The 19895-nt window shown below is 36.9% G+C and carries 16 protein-coding genes and 2 pseudogenes; 10 read left to right on the top strand and 8 right to left on the bottom strand.

Features of this window, described 5'->3' with window-relative positions; genetic code table 11:
• Window positions 1-404: 404 nt before the first annotated feature.
• The 4 genes from N824_RS11855 to N824_RS11840 all read right to left on the bottom strand — a co-directional run bounded on the left by N824_RS11855 (window position 405) and on the right by N824_RS11840 (window position 4037).
• On the bottom strand, window positions 405-1343 hold the full coding sequence (locus N824_RS11855; RefSeq protein WP_048905368.1) for a sulfite exporter TauE/SafE family protein: 939 nt from the start codon (window positions 1341-1343) through the stop codon (window positions 405-407).
• 84 nt (window positions 1344-1427) lie between these two features.
• A complete protein-coding gene (locus N824_RS11850) occupies window positions 1428-2795 on the bottom strand; it encodes an MATE family efflux transporter (protein ID WP_048905367.1) in 1368 nt (455 codons plus the stop codon).
• Window positions 2796-2897: 102 nt separating this feature from the next.
• Window positions 2898-3521: a helix-turn-helix domain-containing protein gene (locus tag N824_RS11845; RefSeq protein WP_048905366.1), complete on the bottom strand. Its 624-nt coding sequence runs from the start codon at window positions 3519-3521 to the stop codon at window positions 2898-2900.
• Window positions 3522-3551: 30 nt separating this feature from the next.
• Entirely contained in the window at window positions 3552-4037 is a 486-nt protein-coding gene (locus tag N824_RS11840) for a DUF4442 domain-containing protein (RefSeq protein WP_048905365.1), read from the bottom strand.
• A 79-nt stretch (window positions 4038-4116) separates the two neighbouring features.
• On the opposite strand from N824_RS11840, the gene N824_RS11835 reads away from it, so the two are divergent.
• From N824_RS11835 to N824_RS11795, 10 genes and pseudogenes are all read left to right on the top strand, one after another.
• Complete coding sequence (locus N824_RS11835; RefSeq protein WP_048905364.1) at window positions 4117-4422, top strand: hypothetical protein; 306 nt, start codon at window positions 4117-4119, stop codon at window positions 4420-4422.
• A 71-nt stretch (window positions 4423-4493) separates the two neighbouring features.
• Entirely contained in the window at window positions 4494-5087 is a 594-nt protein-coding gene (locus tag N824_RS11830) for a fasciclin domain-containing protein (protein ID WP_084498289.1), read from the top strand.
• A gap of 139 nt (window positions 5088-5226) precedes the next feature.
• Window positions 5227-5421, top strand: coding sequence for a coproporphyrinogen III oxidase (locus tag N824_RS28990; RefSeq protein ID WP_084498288.1), 195 nt, complete (start codon window positions 5227-5229; stop codon window positions 5419-5421).
• A 139-nt stretch (window positions 5422-5560) separates the two neighbouring features.
• Window positions 5561-6784, top strand: coding sequence for an MFS transporter (locus tag N824_RS11820; RefSeq protein WP_048905362.1), 1224 nt, complete (start codon window positions 5561-5563; stop codon window positions 6782-6784).
• A gap of 81 nt (window positions 6785-6865) precedes the next feature.
• Window positions 6866-7762, top strand: a complete 897-nt coding sequence (hemF, locus tag N824_RS11815; RefSeq protein ID WP_048905361.1) for an oxygen-dependent coproporphyrinogen oxidase — start codon at window positions 6866-6868, stop codon at window positions 7760-7762.
• Between the two features lie 121 nt (window positions 7763-7883).
• A pseudogene (gene gyrA / locus N824_RS11810) lies at window positions 7884-10442 on the top strand (DNA gyrase subunit A); the annotation flags it as partial.
• Window positions 10443-10511: 69 nt separating this feature from the next.
• The gene (locus tag N824_RS38335) at window positions 10512-11585 is read left to right on the top strand and encodes a tetratricopeptide repeat protein (RefSeq protein WP_200869869.1); all 1074 of its coding nucleotides are present in this window, start codon (window positions 10512-10514) and stop codon (window positions 11583-11585) included.
• A gap of 68 nt (window positions 11586-11653) precedes the next feature.
• Window positions 11654-12802 carry a hypothetical protein gene (locus N824_RS11805; protein WP_048905360.1) on the top strand — a complete coding sequence of 383 codons (1149 nt, stop codon included), beginning with the start codon at window positions 11654-11656 and terminating at the stop codon, window positions 12800-12802.
• Between the two features lie 198 nt (window positions 12803-13000).
• Window positions 13001-15160 (top strand): FUSC family membrane protein, encoded by a 2160-nt coding sequence (locus tag N824_RS11800; protein WP_048905359.1) that lies wholly within the window; start codon window positions 13001-13003, stop codon window positions 15158-15160.
• Between the two features lie 49 nt (window positions 15161-15209).
• Window positions 15210-15620, top strand: a complete 411-nt coding sequence (locus N824_RS11795) for an organic hydroperoxide resistance protein (RefSeq protein ID WP_048905373.1) — start codon at window positions 15210-15212, stop codon at window positions 15618-15620.
• A gap of 334 nt (window positions 15621-15954) precedes the next feature.
• Here the strand turns inward: N824_RS11795 and bioB are convergent.
• From bioB to N824_RS11775, 4 genes and pseudogenes are all read right to left on the bottom strand, one after another.
• Window positions 15955-16731: pseudogene (gene bioB / locus N824_RS11790) on the bottom strand (biotin synthase BioB); the annotation flags it as partial.
• A gap of 19 nt (window positions 16732-16750) precedes the next feature.
• Complete coding sequence (gene mgtE, locus N824_RS11785) at window positions 16751-18100, bottom strand: magnesium transporter (RefSeq protein WP_048905358.1); 1350 nt, start codon at window positions 18098-18100, stop codon at window positions 16751-16753.
• A gap of 27 nt (window positions 18101-18127) precedes the next feature.
• Entirely contained in the window at window positions 18128-19249 is a 1122-nt protein-coding gene (corA, locus tag N824_RS11780) for a magnesium/cobalt transporter CorA (RefSeq protein WP_048905357.1), read from the bottom strand.
• A 1-nt stretch (window position 19250) separates the two neighbouring features.
• Window positions 19251-19865 carry a WbqC family protein gene (locus N824_RS11775; RefSeq protein ID WP_048905356.1) on the bottom strand — a complete coding sequence of 205 codons (615 nt, stop codon included), beginning with the start codon at window positions 19863-19865 and terminating at the stop codon, window positions 19251-19253.
• Window positions 19866-19895 lie beyond the last annotated feature (30 nt).

The raw sequence follows: 19895 nt of genomic DNA, 5'->3' as shown, positions 1-19895 counted from the left end.
ACGACGCTCTTCCGATCTWARMCAGGTTAAATGGAAAGAGCCCGGTGGAATACCGAGCTCTCGCACAAAAAACTTAATTTTGTAATCCGTCCAACTTTTTGGGGTCACACCAAAATTCAATACCCTTTTATTTTTTAACCACTACATATTGTTTTTTTTCGCATGAGGTGCACTTATACCTTTTAAGAGGTACCCAAAATAGAATAGTTTTTACGATTTGTTGTCGCGGAATCCGATAATCTAATGGTTTAGCACATCTACGACAATGATATTTTTCTAATCCAACTGAATTCTGTTCCATTATTAATCTAATTTAAGAATCATTTGGAGCGTATTTTTAAGATTCTCTTTACCCTATAAAATTATAGAATATTTTTCCAGATTATATTAAGCTACTAAGGTTCTTAGGTTAATTTATCGATAAACATCCAAATGATACGCAAGCTTGATATAATTACTATAATGCCAACTCCTATAAACATCTTTTTAATAGGGAGTTTACCTACTAAACGGGCAGCTAATGGGGCCGCTATTATCCCACCAACAATCAATCCAAGTATAGACTGCCAGTGACTTACACCGAGAATAAAGAAGAACGTAACTGCACTGGCCATAGTCACAAAAAACTCGGTTAAACTTACAGACCCGATTACATATTTAGGTGTGCGGCCTTTAGAGATTAGGGTAGAAGTCACTAATGGCCCCCAGCCACCCCCACCAAACGAGTCTAAGAAACCTCCGGCGCCAGCTAACCAGCCTGCACGTTTTACCTTTTGAGGTTTCTGTTTTTCTTTAAATGCATTCGTTAATATCCTGATCCCTAACAACAATGTGTATATAGAAATTACAGGTCTTATCCATACCGAGAATGCATCACCGGCATACCCCAATAATAATGCGCCTGCAATTGCGCCCAGCACACCCGGAATTAACAAGGTCTTAAAAAGTTTTTTGTTCACATTCCCAAAACGATAATGACTAAAACCAGATGCTCCACTAGAAAACATTTCAGCAGTATGGATACTACCAGAAATAACCGCTGGATTTAAACCGCCAGACAACAGGAGGGTAGTAGAAATTACGCCATAGCCCATTCCTAAAGCACCGTCAACCATTTGCGCCATAAAACCCACAACAAGCATCCATAAAAACTTATCATCTAGCTGTGCGTATAATTCTGCGCCAAATGCCAACGCATCCTGATAAGTAACATTATTATAAATAGCAATGCCGATAAACAAGGCTGCCAGTATAAATAGACATATATAAGCTATCCGCTTCCACTTCTTTTCTTGTAATTTATTGCTAACGGCAATTCTAATCTGGTTTTCGCGTATGCTCATTATTGTCTGCTCATATTAAATCTATCGAATTAGTCGACAATATTAGCGCAACTTAATGAATAAACAAAATTTTTATTTTTTTATTTACGTAGTTACCGCACTGAGCAAAATTCTGGTCTTATTTTGAAACCTGATAAACAATAGGATGGAGGCAGTAAGCAAACCAAACGTTAACCCGTACCAAATACCATTAACACCCATATCGAGCTTTATACCGAGGAAGTAACCCAATGGAATACCAATTACCCAGTAGGCAACAAAAGTAATGATGGTTGGTACATTCACATCTCCAATACCCCTTAAAACTCCTAAACCGACTACCTGTGTACCATCAAATAATTGAAAAAATCCAGCGATAATAAGTAACTGAGCAGCGATACTGATTACAGCATTATCTTCTGTATATAGAAAGGGTAGTAAGTTATTCGCCAGTACAAAAAACAAGGCAGTAACAGTCATAAACAAGAGTATTACGTGATAACTTGCGATAGCCGACTGCCTAAGATCTTTGAAATTGCTTTTCCCAAAGTTATTGCCTGTTTTAATAGTAGCCGCTGAGGCAATTCCACTAGCCATCATATAGGTAATAGAAGCAAGGTTTATGGCTACCTGATGGGCAGCTTGTTCTACAGCACCTATGGTTCCGATTAATATTGCAGCTCCGCTAAAAGCACTAATTTCAAAGGAATACTGCAATGCAACAGGGGCGCCAATTTTCACAATTTTAAATGCCCTTACTTTATCGAAAAAGGTAGCTTTAAATCGCTTAATATAAACCTTAAAAACAGCAGACCGTAAAACATATATAGTCATTACAATAGCCATAACCGTACGATCGATCAAAGTACTAAGGCCTACACCTTTTACTCCCATAGGAGCTATGCCAAACATCCCCTTAACAAAAATGACTCCCAAAACAATGTTAATCACATTCCCCCAGATAGACACAAACATGGCTTGTTTTGTAAAACCTAGTCCTTCGGCAAACTGTTTGAAAGTTTGAAATATCATCAATGGAATAATAGAGAAACCAAGCAAGCCCAGATACGGTTTTGCATAGGCAACAACTTCGGGCGACTGCTCAATATGATCTATTACCAATAAAGTGCCTAAATGAACAAAGGCATATAGCAATAAAGAGATAGAGAAATTTATAATTAAGCTATTAGAAAGTAGCTTACCACATTCATCGTAATTTTTACGGCCGTTCTCCTGGGCTATGAGCGGTGTTAAACCATAAGCTATCCCCATACCTAAAACCAGGATAAGCATAAACAGACTGTTCACCAATGATACTGCAGCAAGTTGAATTGTACCTGCAAAATGACCAACGATAACACTGTCGGCCAGGTGGGCAAGAGTATGGCCCAACTGAGACACAACAATAGGCATTGCCAATCGTAAATTATCAGAATAATAAGGTTTGTACTTAGCGTATAAGGTATTCAACATTTTAGCAAAAGTCGGTTATTTTGTTGTGATTTATGAAAACATAGCCACCTTTTATCTCGATTGTTCGAAATAATGATGTTCAGATAACCAACCGAGTGTAACTTATACTGTGGTAAAAAACTCTTCCTTATCTGAGGTATGGGGCTTTATAACTCCACTTAGAATTAAGCTTACCAATATCTTTTGAGCCTGCCGGTAGGAGCTGCGCGTAAGCTTACTAAACTGCTTAAGCGTTATCCTGCCTTCAAGACTAAGATGCTCAAATAATTTCTTTTCCTGCTCTGTATAAGTGATTAGCTGGCCATTGGCTTTACTACTTTTTTTAATCACATCAACGATGATCTTGCTGGCTAAAATGCTTTTATCATTTACCCGATAATAAACCCACCATTTTTTATTTTCATCAAGCGCATAATGTGGTTTGATATCACTTTCGGCAATTTTCACAACCAGAACTAATTTATCATCAACATATATTTCCTCAAATTCAGGCTCTATTGCAGGTTTGCAGAACTGATGTGCAGATTTGGTAATCATATAGCGCTCTTCATCTTCAGATTTCACACCTTTAATACTACCGTCATCAGCCACACCAATAAGCAATTGGCCGCCCTTATTATTAGCAAATGCAACCAGACTCTTAGCAATCTTTTCGTTGTTTGTAATCGTCTTTTTGAAATCCAGTGTAGTTCCTTCGCCCTGCAAAATTAGTTTCCTGATATTCATTTCTATATGTTCTTAAGCGAATGGTAATATTTAATAAGCTATTCGTGGTTGTTCGCCTTGATAAAGGTTACGAACGTAAACTTCGTTTAATACAGTAGCACATATTTCACCTTCGGCATTGGTTATTTCCATCGGATAGGCTTTTACAAATTTCCCTGAAGTATTTAAAGTCTCAATAGCCTCATTCAACATATCATCTGTTACTGTTATGGTAAAGTATAAATTGCCTCTGCCAGGTTTTAAATACTGTATTGAGGCACTTTTTAGCCAAACCCTTACCTTAAATCCTTCTCTTTGGAGCAGCTGATCAAACAGTAATGCATAAAATGGATCAGTTGCAGCATATATAGTACCTCCAAATATAGAACCGTTATAATTCTTATTAAAGATGCTCTTGTTAATTTTTACATCAACTCCTCTGAACCCTTTATGAAATCTTTTAACCCATATGCGTTGGAATAGCATAGGAGGGTACAAGCACAATCCCCACTTGAGGGTTTTCTCTGATACAACCATGATGCTTAAATATCAGAAAGTTTATTGAACTATGAAATTTTATGTGGCAGGATAAAGTAAATTTTTAGTAAATTAGAGTATGTATATATATGATACCCTTACAGCAGCTGTGTCTGACCTTGAGAAGCGAGGTTATGAATACGATTTTACCCTTAACTCAGACTTTCTAGAGTGTAAAGCAATTGACATGAAATTGATGCCTGAGGAGTTTGAGATTGATGAGTTTTACAGATTTGAAGGCATGAACGACCCGGATGATAGTGCAGTTATCTACGCCATATCATCTCCAGTAGGTAATTTAAAAGGGGTATTAATTGATGCTTACGGGGCTTATGCCGAAAATGTTTCTCCGGAATTGCTTGATAAACTAAAAATGCATCAATAAAAATCTGCTTTGTTGTTATTCTCGTTTATACATTAAATAAAACGAAAATCTAAACAACAAATCTAAATTTTATGAAAAAGCAATTTTTAAGTTTAACCGCAGGTATGACATTACTGGCTCTTGTTTCAGCTTGTAATTCTTCTAAAACTGCCGATACAATGAATGATAGTTCAATGATGGATACTTCCGTTGTTGACACAACTATGGCTACTGAAAATGGAGTTAAAGTTGGCGGTGCCATGATGGTTCCATCTAAAAATATTGTAGAAAATGCTTTAGGATCTAGCGATCACACTACATTGGTTGCAGCTGTAAAAGCAGCCGGTCTGGTTGAAACACTAAGCGGAACAGGCCCATTTACGGTATTTGCGCCTACCAACGAAGCTTTTGCTAAATTACCTGCAGGCGAGGTTGATAATTTATTGAAACCGGAAATGAAAAAAGATCTTACCAATGTACTAACTTATCATGTGGTTGCAGGTAGCTACAAATCTTCCGATTTGAAGAATGGAATGGAGCTTGCAACTGTTCAGGGTCAGAAAATTAAGTTAACAGAAAAAAATGGTGAGTGGTGGGTTAATGATGCAAAAATTATCATTCCAGATGTAATTTCTAGCAATGGTGTAACTTATGTAATAGATGGTGTTTTGATGCCTAAAAAATAAATAATAATTAATTTTTTAAAGGCTTTTCTGGCAAAACAGGAAGGCTTTTATTGTGTCTTTAATTAACCAGTTTTAAATTATTTAAAACTTTTATGGGTTGGCCTTGTTGATTGTCCAGTACTTATATAAAAACAATCCTATGAAAAAGTTAATTTTAAGTCTTGCTTTTGCGGGCTCGGTAATAATAGCCACTTCAGCATGCAATTCAACGAAGAATGTATCAGGTACTTCAGATAGTACCTCAACAGACACCACAATGAAGCCCGTGGATACTGCTAAAACAGTTCCGGCTGACACAACTAAATTACCACCAGATACAACTATAAAACCTTAGTAATAGAAATCTTAGGTAAAGAACGAGCAATAATTCAAACACGTATCGGGGCTAAATGCTTCGATACGTGTTTTTTTTATTAAAATGTTTTATCAGAAATAAAATTTGTTTGTATTTTCAGCAACCAAACAAACTTTGTATGATTAACAGCAAACAGAATAGAAGTGTATTTTTTTTAATCCTGGTGGCCGCGCTAGGCTATTTTGTAGATATATACGACCTTCTTTTATTCCTTATTATCAAAAACAAAAGCTTATCGTCATTAGGGGTTCCAACAGATAAAATTACCGAAACCGGCCTGTATCTGATGAACTGGCAAATGGCAGGGCTACTTATTGGAGGTATATTCTGGGGTGTTCTCGGAGACAAAAAAGGCAGATTATCTGTACTTTTTGGTTCCATAATCATGTATTCGCTGGCCAATATTGCTAACGGGTTTGCTACAAGCATTTCGGTATATGCAGCATTAAGATTTATTGCCGGAATAGGCTTAGCAGGAGAACTCGGTGCCGGTATTACGCTTGTAAGTGAGAGTATGAGTAAGGAAAAGAGGGGATACGGAACCATGTTGGTAGCCGGAATTGGCCTTATGGGTGCTGTTGCAGCATATATAGTGGGAGATCTTTTTGAATGGAGAACCGCATTTTTTGTTGGGGGAGGCCTGGGTATTGTGCTATTGCTCTTAAGATTTGGTGTTTTTGAATCTGGATTATTCGAAAAGATGTCTAAAAAAGAAGTTACCAAGGGAAACTTTTTCATGCTATTTTATCCCTGGAAACGTTTATCTAAATACCTAAGCTGTATCCTAATCGCTATACCACTATGGTTTGTCGTAGGGATTCTGGTCGGTATAGCCCCTGAATTTGGAAAAGCATTGAACGCCGTTGATGTTCTCGACAACGGAAAAGGTGTAATGTTTACTTATATAGGGATTTCATTAGGCGATTTCTTAAGTGGTGCTTTAAGCCAGCTTTTCAAAACACGTAAAAAGATCGTTTTTATCTTTATCACCCTAACATTTTGCGCCATGCTGGTATATCTGCTAAACACAGGATGGACTGCCACTGGCTTTTATATATTATGCGTATTTTTTGGTTTGTTCACAGGATATTGGGTTGTATTTGTAACTATTGCAGCAGAGCAATTTGGAACGAACCTACGTGCCACTGTAACTACCAGTGTTCCAAACATGGTAAGAGGATCGCTGATCCTGGTTACGCTTTTATTTCAGTTTTTAGTGGTAAGAATGGGAATTATTAATGCAGCACTTTGTCTGGCAGTATTAACAGTAGGACTTGCATATATCGGCTTGTATAATTTAGATGAGACTTATGGTCGCGATTTAAACTTCGAGGAGGAGTAGTGTCAAAAAAATGTACTATCTGAAAATTAAAGGAATGATGCCTTTTTATTAAGGTTAACTTTGCGTGTATAGTTTAAAGAAATGGTGTTTAAAGATAGAGTAGTAACGGCTTATCAGCAAATTCAGGATCAGATTTGCAAAAGCCTTGAGTTGGCAGACGGCAAAGCTAAATTCGAAGAAGAGATTTGGAATAGAGATGGCGGCGGCGGTGGTCGCACGCGTATAATGCAACATGGTGATGTTATTGAAAAGGGTGGCGTTAACTTTTCTGCAGTACATGGTAAACTACCAGAATCCGTTAGAAAAGCCTTCAAGGTTGATAGTGAAGATTTTTTTGCTACCGGCGTATCAATCGTAATGCACCCAAATAACCCGTTTGTACCTATAATTCATATGAATATCAGGTATTTTGAAATGGATAAAGAAACAAGATGGTTCGGTGGAGGGATAGATTTAACCCCACACTATATTATCGATACCGACGCACGGTATTTTCATCATCTTCTAAAGCATACCTGCGACGAATTTGACACTTCCTTTTACCCTAAATTTAAGGCTCATGCCGATGATTATTTCTTTATCAAACACCGTGAAGAAACTAGGGGCGTTGGAGGTATTTTTTACGACCGATTAAAACCCGAAAACACAGGTTTATCCTTTGATCAGATTCTTGATTTTTCGATAGCAGTTGGTAATACATTTATCCCGGCATATACGGAACTGATTGACAGAAACAGAGATAAGGAATTTGACGAGAAACAACAAGAATGGCAATACCTGCGCAGAAGCCGGTATGCTGAATTTAATTTGGTGTATGATGCAGGAACAAAATTTGGTCTCGAAACCAATGGCAGAATTGAATCTATTTTAATGAGTTTACCGCCCATGGCCAAATGGATCTACAATCATCAAACACTTCCAGACAGCGAAGAATCCTATACTTTAAGCAAGCTTAAAAAAGGTATAGAATGGGCTTAAGAATAGCCTAATTTTTACGTTAAAATTTTTCCACAATGCGCCTTAATGGCGCTTTTTTTATTAGCTTCGCAAGGTTATAAGAATACCACATTTAAATCGTTCTTAAGGAACATTAATATTTATGGCAGAAGATTTAGAAAATCAAGAAAACGACAAAATAATAAGGATCGATATTGACGAGCAAATGAAATCAGCTTACATCGATTATTCGATGTCGGTTATCGTATCAAGGGCTCTACCTGATGTACGTGATGGATTAAAACCTGTACACCGCCGCGTGTTATATGGTATGCTCGATCTGGGATTAACAAACAACAAACCATATAAAAAATCTGCACGTATTGTAGGTGAAGTACTGGGTAAGTATCACCCACATGGTGATGCTTCTGTTTACAATACTATGGTAAGGATGGCTCAGGAATGGAGCTTGCGTTATTTAATGGTTGAAGGACAGGGTAACTTTGGATCAATTGATGGTGACTTTCCAGCAGCGATGCGTTATACAGAGGCGCGCTTCCAGAAAATTGCAGAGGAAATGCTTGCCGATATCAATAAAGATACTGTAGATTTCCAGTTGAACTTTGATGATTCATTACAAGAACCAACAGTTCTTCCATCAAAAGTTCCAAACTTACTGATCAATGGATCATCAGGTATTGCAGTGGGTATGGCTACAAATATGCCTCCTCACAACATTACTGAAGCGATTAATGCAACAATAGCTTACATCGAAAATAACGATATTACGATTCCTGAATTAATGAAGCACATAAAGGCGCCTGATTTTCCTACAGGAGCCATTATTTATGGCTATGCAGGTGTTCAGGAAGCCTTTGAAACAGGTAGAGGTCGTATTGTAATGCGCTCTAAAGCAGAAATTGAAACCACAAAAGACCGCGAAACCATTATTGTAACCGAAATACCTTACCAGGTTAATAAGGCAATGATGATTGAGCGTACTGCTGAACTTGTTGGAGAGAAAAAAATTGAAGGTATTTCGAACATTAAGGATGAGTCCAATAAAGACGGTATCCGTATTGTTTACGAAATTAAACGGGATGCTAATGCTTCAATCGTCCTAAACAACCTATTCAAGCAAACTGCACTACAAACTTCATTTAGTGTAAATAACATTGCGCTTGTTAAAGGCAGGCCGCAATTATTAAATCTAAAAGACCTTATTCAATATTTCGTTGAGCACCGTCACGAAGTAGTAATCCGCAGGACCAAGTTTGAATTAGCTGAAGCAAAAAAACGTGCTCATATCTTAGAAGGCTTGTTAATTGCACTTGATCATTTAGATGAAGTAATTAACTTGATTCGTAGTTCAGATACCCCTGAGGAAGCCAGGGTAGGCTTAATGGAGAAATTTGGATTAAGTGATATTCAAGCCAGAGCTATTCTTGACATGACACTCCGCAGGTTAACTGGTCTGGAGCGTGATAAAATTAAAGATGAGTACAACGAGTTAATGAAAACTATAGAATACCTACAATCTATTTTAGATGATGAAGGTAAACGTATGCAGATCATCACAGAGGAGTTGACCGAAATGAGAGAAAAATACGGTGATGAGCGTAGAACTCAAATCGTACACTCTGCAGAAGATATGAGCATGGAAGACTTCATCGAAGATGAAGATGTAGTAATTACCATTTCTCATGAAGGTTATATCAAACGTACTCCGGCAACAGAATATCGTACTCAAGGTAGAGGCGGAAAAGGTTCAAAAGGTAGCGATTCAAGAAATGAGGATTTCATTGAACATATGCTAATTGCATCAAACCATAACTACATGTTATTCTTTACTGAAACAGGTCGTTGTTTCTGGTTAAGAGTATACGAAATTCCTGAAGGATCTAGATTAAGCAAAGGAAGAGCAATCCAGAACATCATTAATATCCCTAAAGAAGAAAAGATTAAAGCCTTTATTAAGGTTAAAAACCTTAAAGATCAGGAGTACCTTGAAAACAACTATATCATCATGTGTACCAAAAAAGGAACAATCAAGAAAACTTCTTTGGAAGCATATTCAAGACCTAGAGTTAACGGTATCAACGCGATTAACATCAATGAAGGAGATCAGTTACTTGAAGCAAGTTTAACCACCGGAACCAGTGAAATTGTTATGGCATTACGCTCTGGAAGGGCAATTCGCTTCAACGAAGAAAAGGTTAGACCAATGGGAAGAACTGCAACTGGTGTTCGTGGTGTAACCCTTGCTCATGAAAATGATGAAGTAGTTGGCATGATTGCTGTTAATGATCCAGGAGCTACTGTTCTTGTTGTATCAGAAAAAGGTTATGGTAAACGTACCGACATCGAAGATTATCGTGTTACAAATAGGGGTGGTAAGGGTGTTAAAACCATTAACGTTACTGAAAAAACCGGAGCGCTTGTTGCGATTAAAAACGTGACTGATGCAGATGACTTAATGATCATCAATAAATCAGGTATCGTTATTAGAATTGTAGTTAGCGAATTAAGAGTAATGGGCAGAGCAACACAGGGTGTTCGTTTAATTAACTTGAAAGGTAACGACGAGATTGCTTCAGTAGCTAGAATTGATCACGATGACGAAGAAGTAGAAGAATCAACTGAAAGCCATATTGTGGTAGACGGTGAAGCTCTTGAAGCTGCTCCTGATGAGGATATTACAGAAGAAACTGGCGAAGAGGAAGCTGGCGNCKAMGNNCGGARGARGAAACCGAAGATTAAAAATCAAATTGTTGAACATATATTAAATAAAATGAAAAAGATACTTTTTAGTTTATTATTTGTAGGTGTTGCCACACTTGCTAATGCACAAAAGAGTGAAATTGAAGCTGCTAAAAAACAATGGGCACTTTTGTCTTTAAACAAAGACAAAACTTTGGCTGACAATTTAAAAACTCTTAATGAAGGGTTGGCACATACAGATAAAGCAATTGCTCATGAGAAATCTAAAGACCTGGTTGAATCTTGGTCATACAGAGCATTATTTGCTTCAAGAATTGCGTTGGTAGATTCATTGGACGCGGCTAATTCATCTGCAAATCAAAAAATTGCTGAAGAAGCGGTAGAAAAAGCAAAAGCATTAGATACTAAAGGCAATGAAAAAGAAAATATTGAAAATGCAAGACTAACCATTCAGGATGCAATGAGAAACAGAGGAATCTACGCTTACCAAAAGAAAGATTTCGCTGGAGCTTTAGCAGCATTTAATGAGGTAACTGCTAAAAATCCTAACGATACAGCCATGTTTATCAATGCTGGTGTTGTGGCTAAAGAAGCAAAAAACTACCCTGAAGTAGTTAGAAACTTTAAAAGAGCTATTGAGCTGAACTATAAAGATTCTAAAATGCTTTATAATGATATCATCAAAACTACTTTTGATGATATAAAAGATAGCGTTGCAGGTTTAACAATACTAAAAGAAGCGTCTGCTAAATATCCTGATGATCCTTATTTTATCGGTGTTGAAACTGACATTTATTTAAAAAGAGGAGATATTGCTAAATCGCAGGAAATGCTTGGTAAATTGGTAGCAAAAGAGCCTAAAAATGCAAACTACCAATCCTTATTAGGAGACACTTACTATAAACAAGCACTTGCCATACAAACTCAAAGAAATGCTTTAGATCCTAAGAAAACTAAAGAATTTAGTGAGTTGGGTACTAAAATGACTAAATTCATAGATCAGGCGATTCCTTACTATAAAGCAGCACTTGATATAGATCCAAAACACGTAAATACTTTGGAAAACTTAGCTATCATCTATGCCTTTAAAAATGATAATGTTAACTACGAAGCCATAAAGAAAAGACTGGCTGAATTAAAATAGACACATTCAAAATTTTTGAAAATGAAAAGAGGGATAGATTTATCCCTCTTTTTTTTTAAGTTTGTATTATGAGTAAGATATCTTTTATTGGTACTATATTTTTAGTTGTAACAACTTGTAATGTGGCTTTTTCTCAAAAAAGTCAACTTCTAATAGCAAGAAATAGCGTTGGTAAATTGCAAATGGCTATAAACAATAAGCAAGATGCTAATGCACAATTGGGGATAATAGGGGAAGGGATAAAAGCTAGCGAGGCTGCGCAGAATGATAAGAAAACGAAGAAATGGCCTGAAACTTGGGCAATTAAAGCTTACTTAAGTTCATATGTAGCGATCACAGACCCAAATGAGGGTAATTCAGATAAATATTATGGTTTAGCCATAGAAGCAATTGATTCAGCTAAAAGATTGGATAAGTTTCAAACAAATACGCACTTAATAGAGGCATMTMTWWRCWATATTAATATCAAAAAGCAGGAAAAGGCAAATGCAGCTTTCGCTAAGAATGACTTCACAACAGCCTTTAGCTTATTAAAAGAAGTAAGTGATTTTTTCCCAAAGGATACTACTTTAGCCGTTAATACAGCTTTGGCTGCTCAAAATATCAGAGGTTTCGACAATGCGCTTGAATATTTTAGAAGGGCAAAAGAAAACGGAGCAAGAAATCCCGCGATATTTCAGAACCTTGCCAATATTTACACTTCAAAATTTGAAACCGAACAGGCAATCAAAACACTTGAAGACGGAATCAGCGTAAATTCCGGAGATGTTAATCTGACCAATAATTACATCAACTTATTACTTGATAATGAAAAATATGCTGAAGCAATAAAAGTTATTGAGAATACTCTTAAAACTGACACAGCCAACAAATTACTTTATTTCCTATATGGTTACCTATACCAAAATAATTCTGGCTTAGGCACAGCAGAATTGGCTTATAATAAAGCGTTAGTTATCGACGAGAATTATTTTGATGCCTTATACCAATTAGGCGTTGCATATATACAATCTGCTAATGAGGCGTTAAAATCAGCCAGTGCTGATAAAAATCAGAAATTTACATCATTCATCAACCGATCTGAAGTTGCATTATTGCAAGCCCATGAGATCAATCAGAATGATAAACCCACGGTCCAGCTGCTAATAGAAATCTATACACGTAAAAACAAGCTGGATAAAGTTCAAGAACTTAAATCCAAGTTAGAAGAGTTTTAAAGTAATTAGAATAACATCCCTCAAAGGGAGAGATGTATAATTTATTACTTAACATAATATTAATTATGTGACTTATATATAATATTATTTGTAAGCACGTTCTATCAGTTTTTTTATTATTTTGCAATAAGTGATTTTGCTGATACATAGTTTTAAAAATTGTCAAATTATTGGTATTTGATCTGCTAAATTTGCAATATGTTTGATCGTCCCATTAGAAGTATTCATGATTTCCTGCTTAGCACATACTTTGCTGACGGCCTGAGAATTACATTCGGTGTACTTTGCCCTTCCTTAATTTTAGCTCAGTTTGGAATGCTTCAATACGGTATGACTTTATCATTGGGAGCTTTATGCGCAAGCGTTGTCGATTCTCCTGGGCCAATTATACATCGCAGAAATGCCATGTTAATTACCACGGTTTTAATTACTTTAATATTCATAATTGTCGGGCTTACCAACAGTAATATTTATTTCACAGGAATTGTTATCGCTGCCTTCAGCTTTGTGTTCTCCATGTTCTTTCTGTACGGTTTAAGAGCTGCTTCAATTGGAACTGCTGCATTATTGGTCATGGTACTGAGTATTGATGATATCAGACCGTGGACTGAAGTTCTGTTTTCTGCTTTACTTATCTTTGCCGGTAGTATCTGGTATACACTTCTCAGCTATTTTTTTTACAGGTTAAGGCCCTATAGAATTGTTCAACAGACCCTAAGTGACTCAATCCACTCTGTTAGTGAATTTTTAAGAGCTAAAGCAAAATTCTATCGTCAAAATACTGATTACGACGATAATTATGCTGATTTACTTCAACTGCAAGTTACCGTTCATGAAAAACAAGACGCTGTTAGAGAAGTTCTATTTAAAACTAGAGAAATAGTTAGAGAAACAACTCCAGAAGGCAGGTTTCTCTTATTGGTTTTTGTTGATATGGTCGACCTCTTCGAGCAAGTAATGTCTACCTATTACAATTACAAGCAACTTCATGAACAATTCGACGCTTCAGGAATTTTGATACATTACGAGTCCGTAATTATAAAAATAGCCGATGAACTGGATGATATCGCCTTCTCCCTAAAAACAGGAAGCACCCCTAGCCTACCCACTTCACTAATCGAAGACGTTGCTAAGTTAAAAAATGAAATTACTGCACTTGAAGTTAATAACACGGACAACAAATACAACACACTAGGTATCATTGCTTTAAAGAATATAGAGGTAAACATAGAAAATATTTTATCCAGAATTAAAACCATCAATGGATATTTCAATAAAAGCGAGAAAAAGAATCTGAAACCACGTAAAATTGAGGTAGAAAGATTCGTTACAAGGCAAAACATCGATTTTAAGCTGTTACTTGAAAACATAACTTTTAACTCCTCAACTTTCAGGCATTCATTACGCGTTGCTATTGTAATGCTCATTGGCTTTATTGTTGCAAAATCACTAAGTTTCTCTCATAGCTATTGGATACTTTTAACCATACTTGTAATCTCTAAACCCGGCTTTAGTTTAGCAAAAAAGAGAAATATAGAGCGTTTGATAGGTACCGTAATTGGTGCTTTCGTTGGTATGGGGATATTGGTCTACATTGACGATAAAAATACCTTATTTGTGATATTGCTGATATGTATGATTGGATGTTATAGCTTTCAGCGTAAAAATTACGTCGTAAGTGTGCTATTCATGACGCCTTATATATTGGTACTATTCGATTTTCTCGGACTTGGAGGTCTTTCCCTGGCCCGTGAAAGAATCTATGACACATTAATAGGATCTGGTATAGCTATGCTGGCTAGCTATTCATTGTTCCCAAACTGGGAGTATGAAAAGCTCAAAGAGGCCATGATGGACACACTGACGGCTAACATAAGATACTTTGAACAAGTTAAGCTGTTTTATTCAGAACAGGTTACAGACCTAACCAACTATAAGGTGGCTAGAAAAGAAGTTTACGTAACAACTGCCAATCTGGCCTCACTATTTCAAAGGATGTTTTCTGAGCCAAAAAGTAAACAGATCATGATGAAAGAGTTACATCAATTTACAGCTCTAAATCACCTCTTATCATCTTATGTAGCCACATTATCTTTATATAACAAGGATCATTCTTTTGTTTTTTCAAATTTTGAAGAGCTAAATCCTATTACACAAAACACAGTTTATCTGCTAAACTTAGCTTCTGAGAATCTATTCAAAAATACAGGGGTGGTTAATAACGTTCCCTTGATCAGAAGAAATATGAATGTTAACGATGATGAGCAAAGTGATGAGGTAATCATTGCAGAGCAGTTTGACATGATCCAAAAGGTAGCGTACGACATCTATAAATTATCAGAAAAAATTAAATTATAAAACTTTAACTCTTCTGGTGTTGTTATAATTTCATTGTAAAATGAAAAACATGGAAAAACTGTATACCGCATCGGTGACTGCTACAGGCGGTCGCGATGGACATATCAAATCTAGTGACGGAATAATAGAATTCGATTTAAGAAAACCAAAAGAGCTAGGCGGACAAGGTGGTGCAACAAATCCAGAGCAGCTTTTTGCTGCTGCCTGGGGAGCTTGTTATTTAGGCGCACTGGGCTCAATTGCACAACACGATGGCGTTGATACCTCCGAAGCAACGGTAGATGTACAGGTGTCTTTTAATAAAGATGGAAACGCTTTTGTTTTATCAGCAGATCTGGATGTACATATTCCGGGGATTACTACTGAAGAAGCTCAGCACCTTGCAGAAAAAGCACACAGAGCGTGCCCTTATTCTAAAGCTACCAAAGGCAATATTGAAACAAGVGHTAANGCTTWKTRAARCMWKKRYWACMKMWWKRKARASCCWKWASNAAYAYMMRGRKMKMYYYWKAWGTAAWAYYCSNNTCTMNTKWYTAWRYWRMNTKCYTCWRWNTGWNTWRWCTGCWRSTKYAKTCNGYWKGTCTKCNAWKTKTAWWMGCANNTCWYSSRTYTTYAARMSCAKCAMKNNTCWWNCAWRSCCAKMWMKTCNAACAWANCSMTRKSKTYRRYRWASKCWGKRNTTTRKYGYMGKCANNAAWWTAKMGCYKGCMMMWRYMNAKMWWGCMMMNTGCYNTRMWSCAAMRTRCTYRYTYCAWNNTWCTSMYTKCMKWTMNGSCKSMCKAYMGRMKYWSKACCGAATTTGGCATTACAATACGTGCTGTAGCAATCATTCTAACCATATCCCAGATTGGAACACGTGGTTGTGATTCTAAAGGTGTTCCTTTCACAGGAACCAATGCATTTACCGGAACCGATTCCGGATGAACCGCCATATTTGCTAAGGTCTGCAGCATAGACACCCTGTCTTCAACAGTTTCCCCTAATCCGATAATACCACCACTGCACACCGTTAATTTTGCTTTGCGCACATTTTTTATAGTATTCAGTCGATCATCATAAGTACGGGTCGATATAATACGCTTGTAATCATCCTCTGAAGTGTCAATATTATGATTGTAGGCATATAAACCTGCATCAGCAAGTCGTTGGGCCTGATTTTCAGTAAGCATACCTAATGTACAGCAAACCTCCATATCCATATCATTTACGGCCTTCACCATTTCAATTACACGGTCAAAGTCACGGTTATCACGCACTTCACGCCATGCCGCACCCATGCATAAACGAGATGCACCACCTTCTTTGGCCTTTACAGCTGCACTTACTACCTGACTCACCTGCATTAACGGCTGAACTTCCAGATCAGTATGGTAACGAGCTGCCTGGGGGCAATAAGAGCAATCTTCGGCACAACCACCTGTTTTTATCGAGATCAATGAACTTACCTGCACTTCTGCGTAGTCCTTATTCTCGCGGTGTATCGTTGCTGCTTCGTAAACGAGATCCAAAAATGGCTTATGATATATGGCTGATATTTCTTCTTTTGTCCAGTTGTGTTTTGTTGGTTGCATATAATAATGAATAATAGAATTAAAGTAAAAGTTTGCTTGCTAAACCCAGCAGCAGCAAAAATCCGAAAACATCTGTAAATGTTGTAATAATTATTGAAGAAGCAATGGCCGGATCAATTCCAACCCGCTTTAAAATTAATGGAATACCCGCTCCGGTAATCCCGGCTATTAACAAATTGCCTGTCATAGCCAGAAAAATCACCAACCCAAGCATTGGATTAGAATCAAAGAATACGGCAAATAAAAATACAATTAAGCCTGTTACGGCACCATTAATAAGACCTACAGTAACCTCTTTCAATACTGTTCTGTATGCCTGATTATCCGTAAGGTCATATAATGAAATCCTTCTTACCGTTACCGCAAGTGCCTGTGTAGCGGCATTACCGCCCATTCCGGCAATAATTGTCATGTAAGCAGGCAATACTTCAATCAGCTTAATAGTGGGCTCAAAATGACGGATAACCCCCGAGGCAAGAAATGCAGTTCCCAGATTCAATATCAACCATGGCAAACGCGATTTCACAGCCTCAATCCAGTTACCGCTTAATTCCTCATCTTCTGATACCCCCGATATTTTTAAGATATCCTCAGTATTCTCGTCCTCCAGAACATCAATAACATCGTCAAACGTTACACGTCCAAGCAATTTCATATCGTTATCTAAAACCGGAATACTGGTAATGTTGTATTGAGAAATAAGCCTGGCAACCTCTTCCTGATCCGTATCGGGATGCACCCAGGCAACCTCTGCTTTAACAAGCTCAGTTATCTTTACATTTCCTTTGGCTTTAATGATGTCCTTTAAAGAAACAATCCCCTGAAATTTATTTTGATCGTCTATTACATAAACAGTATAAAACTCTTCAATCTCTTCGCTTTGGCGGATAATTTCATCAATAGCGTCCTTTTTGGTCAGATTTAAATTTATACGGATAAACTCCGTGTTCATCAAACCACCGGCAGTTTCTTCGTGATAACTTAATAGGTTACGGATGCTCGAGGCATCATCTTCACTCAAATCTCCAAGAATTTCTTTCTGCTCGTGCTCCTCAAGTTGAGATATGATGTCTGTAGCATCATCATAATCCAATTCCTCAACAATCTCTGTCCGTTTATCGGGATGAAGCTGAAGTAGCAGTTCTTCGGGATGCGACTCCTCATGCATCTCTGAAATGACTTCAGAAGCGATCTCTACCGATAAAAGATTGATAATGCGTTGTCTATCCTCCTTGGCTAAACTTTCAAATAAGATCGCAATTTCAGACGCGTGATATTCTTCGAGAATAACCTTTAGTTCCTCATCGCTACCGCCTAAAGCAGCCTTAATCTTAGATACGTCTGTTTTGTCTAGATCGAAAGATTGCATAAGCCGCTAAGGTAAGAATAATCAGGTCTATTTAAACCATCCTTTACGCCAGAAATATATGATTTGTGCTACCGCAATTAGCCCCATACCTATCATTGTATATAAATACCCATGGGCAGCGTACAGCTCAGGCATATTTTTAGGCAATAATTTACCCGTCAGTGGGTCTTGGATGGCAAAATTCATTCCGTATATCCCTGCAATAAATGTTAAAGGAATAAAGATTGATGAGATAATGGTAAGTACTTTCATGATCTCATTCATTCTATTACTGATCATTGATAAGTACATATCCAAATTACTGATAGATATCTCCTTTAAAGACTCCACAACATCAATAATCTGGATGCAATGATCATAGGCATCTTTAATATAGAGCTTTGTTTGATCGCTAACTAATGGACTATCGCTTCTCAGAATATCATTTAATTTATCCCTTTCAGGCCAAACTACCCTGCGAATTCCAATCAGGTTTCTTTTAATCATCTGCGTATCAAACATCACCGTTTTATCAGGTTTATCAAATAATCGGTCTTCAATAGCATCCAAATCCTCTCCCCATGAACCTAAAATCACAAAGTAAGTATCTACAATAATATCCATCAGGGCATACATTAAGTAACTGCTTCCAGCTATCCTGATGTTGCCTTTTCCGCCTTTTAACCTGGATCTTATGGGTTCAAGGCAATCCTCATAATTTTCCTGAAGCGTAAACAATGCATTATCTGTAAGTAAAAATGACACCTGAACATTATCCAGGTCTTTATTTTCATCGAAATGGAGCATCCTGCTTACTGCATAGTCATAACCACCATACTCTTCAAACTTTGGTCGCTGATAAGTACGGGTAATATCCTCTAAAACAAGCTTATTCACATTAAAATCAGTTGATAAGGTTTCGAACATTGCTAACGAATCAAATCCCTTAATTTCAATCCAAAATGTAAAATTCTTATCAGAAACAATTTGAGCTATATTATTTAACGAACTAAGCTCTTTAACCTCATAATGTTCAGCATTGTATTTATAAAGCTTAATTATAGGTTTTAATGCATTTTCATCAATATATATTACACCAGGACTAGAGCCTGCTGCCGGCAGCGAATACTTTTTGTGTTTCCGATGTTTACGTTTTGCTTGTTTAGTCATACTACATATATGATTTGGATTGTGGTCCCTGGTTAAACAACAAGTCTATAATACTTAAATTTGGCTTAAACCCTTCCCTATCATCAAAAACCTGAAAATAAGGCTTATATATCGTATTATCATCTACATTTTTAAAATGTATTTTATTCGTCCTGTAGTCTAATTCAGGAGCAATATCATCAATATATTCAGAAGTAAAATTAAGTTTTACATCCTTTTTTAGCTGTTTCAATAACCATTCCAATAGCTCCAGGTTATAATCAAACAGAAATTCAAATTTATTATGATAAAAACGGGCAAACTCATCTTCATAAAACTCGAAGTAAGCCGAATTGCGATAGCAGCTTTCAAGGCTCTTCCAATGGAGCCTTTGCCAGTTAAAGTCGTTGCTTATTTTAACATCTTTAACCTTTGTATGTACTTTATTGCCCCTAATAACCGGCACAATAAGATCCAAACTTCCATTTGGCGAATATATTCTAGCTCTGTTTCTATAGGTCTGTTTAGGGAAATGCTCTTCCTTTTCAATCAAAAAGTTACCGTTAAAGTCTTTTAAACCAGAAAAATAACTGATAGGTGGAAGATAAAAAAGTGGGAATATAGCTGAACTTTGCATCTGATAATTTATGTTTGCATTCTCAATTCG

Source organism: Pedobacter sp. V48 (assembly GCF_000523515.1).
Classification (GTDB): Bacteria; Bacteroidota; Bacteroidia; order Sphingobacteriales; family Sphingobacteriaceae; genus Pedobacter.
Note: the sequence above shows the minus strand (reverse complement) of the source record. Positions and strands in the feature narration are given on the sequence as shown.

Coding starts and splice junctions, on each gene's coding strand:
- N824_RS11855 (WP_048905368.1), bottom strand. CDS start 1,343: ATGAGCATACGCGAAAACCAGATTAGAATTGCCGTTAGCAATAAATTA.
- N824_RS11850 (WP_048905367.1), bottom strand. CDS start 2,795: ATGTTGAATACCTTATACGCTAAGTACAAACCTTATTATTCTGATAAT.
- N824_RS11845 (WP_048905366.1), bottom strand. CDS start 3,521: ATGAATATCAGGAAACTAATTTTGCAGGGCGAAGGAACTACACTGGAT.
- N824_RS11840 (WP_048905365.1), bottom strand. CDS start 4,037: ATGGTTGTATCAGAGAAAACCCTCAAGTGGGGATTGTGCTTGTACCCT.
- N824_RS11835 (WP_048905364.1), top strand. CDS start 4,117: ATGTATATATATGATACCCTTACAGCAGCTGTGTCTGACCTTGAGAAG.
- N824_RS11830 (WP_084498289.1), top strand. CDS start 4,494: ATGAAAAAGCAATTTTTAAGTTTAACCGCAGGTATGACATTACTGGCT.
- N824_RS28990 (WP_084498288.1), top strand. CDS start 5,227: ATGAAAAAGTTAATTTTAAGTCTTGCTTTTGCGGGCTCGGTAATAATA.
- N824_RS11820 (WP_048905362.1), top strand. CDS start 5,561: ATGATTAACAGCAAACAGAATAGAAGTGTATTTTTTTTAATCCTGGTG.
- hemF (WP_048905361.1), top strand. CDS start 6,866: ATGGTGTTTAAAGATAGAGTAGTAACGGCTTATCAGCAAATTCAGGAT.
- N824_RS38335 (WP_200869869.1), top strand. CDS start 10,512: ATGAAAAAGATACTTTTTAGTTTATTATTTGTAGGTGTTGCCACACTT.
- N824_RS11800 (WP_048905359.1), top strand. CDS start 13,001: ATGTTTGATCGTCCCATTAGAAGTATTCATGATTTCCTGCTTAGCACA.
- mgtE (WP_048905358.1), bottom strand. CDS start 18,100: ATGCAATCTTTCGATCTAGACAAAACAGACGTATCTAAGATTAAGGCT.
- corA (WP_048905357.1), bottom strand. CDS start 19,249: ATGACTAAACAAGCAAAACGTAAACATCGGAAACACAAAAAGTATTCG.
- N824_RS11775 (WP_048905356.1), bottom strand. CDS start 19,865: ATGCAAAGTTCAGCTATATTCCCACTTTTTTATCTTCCACCTATCAGT.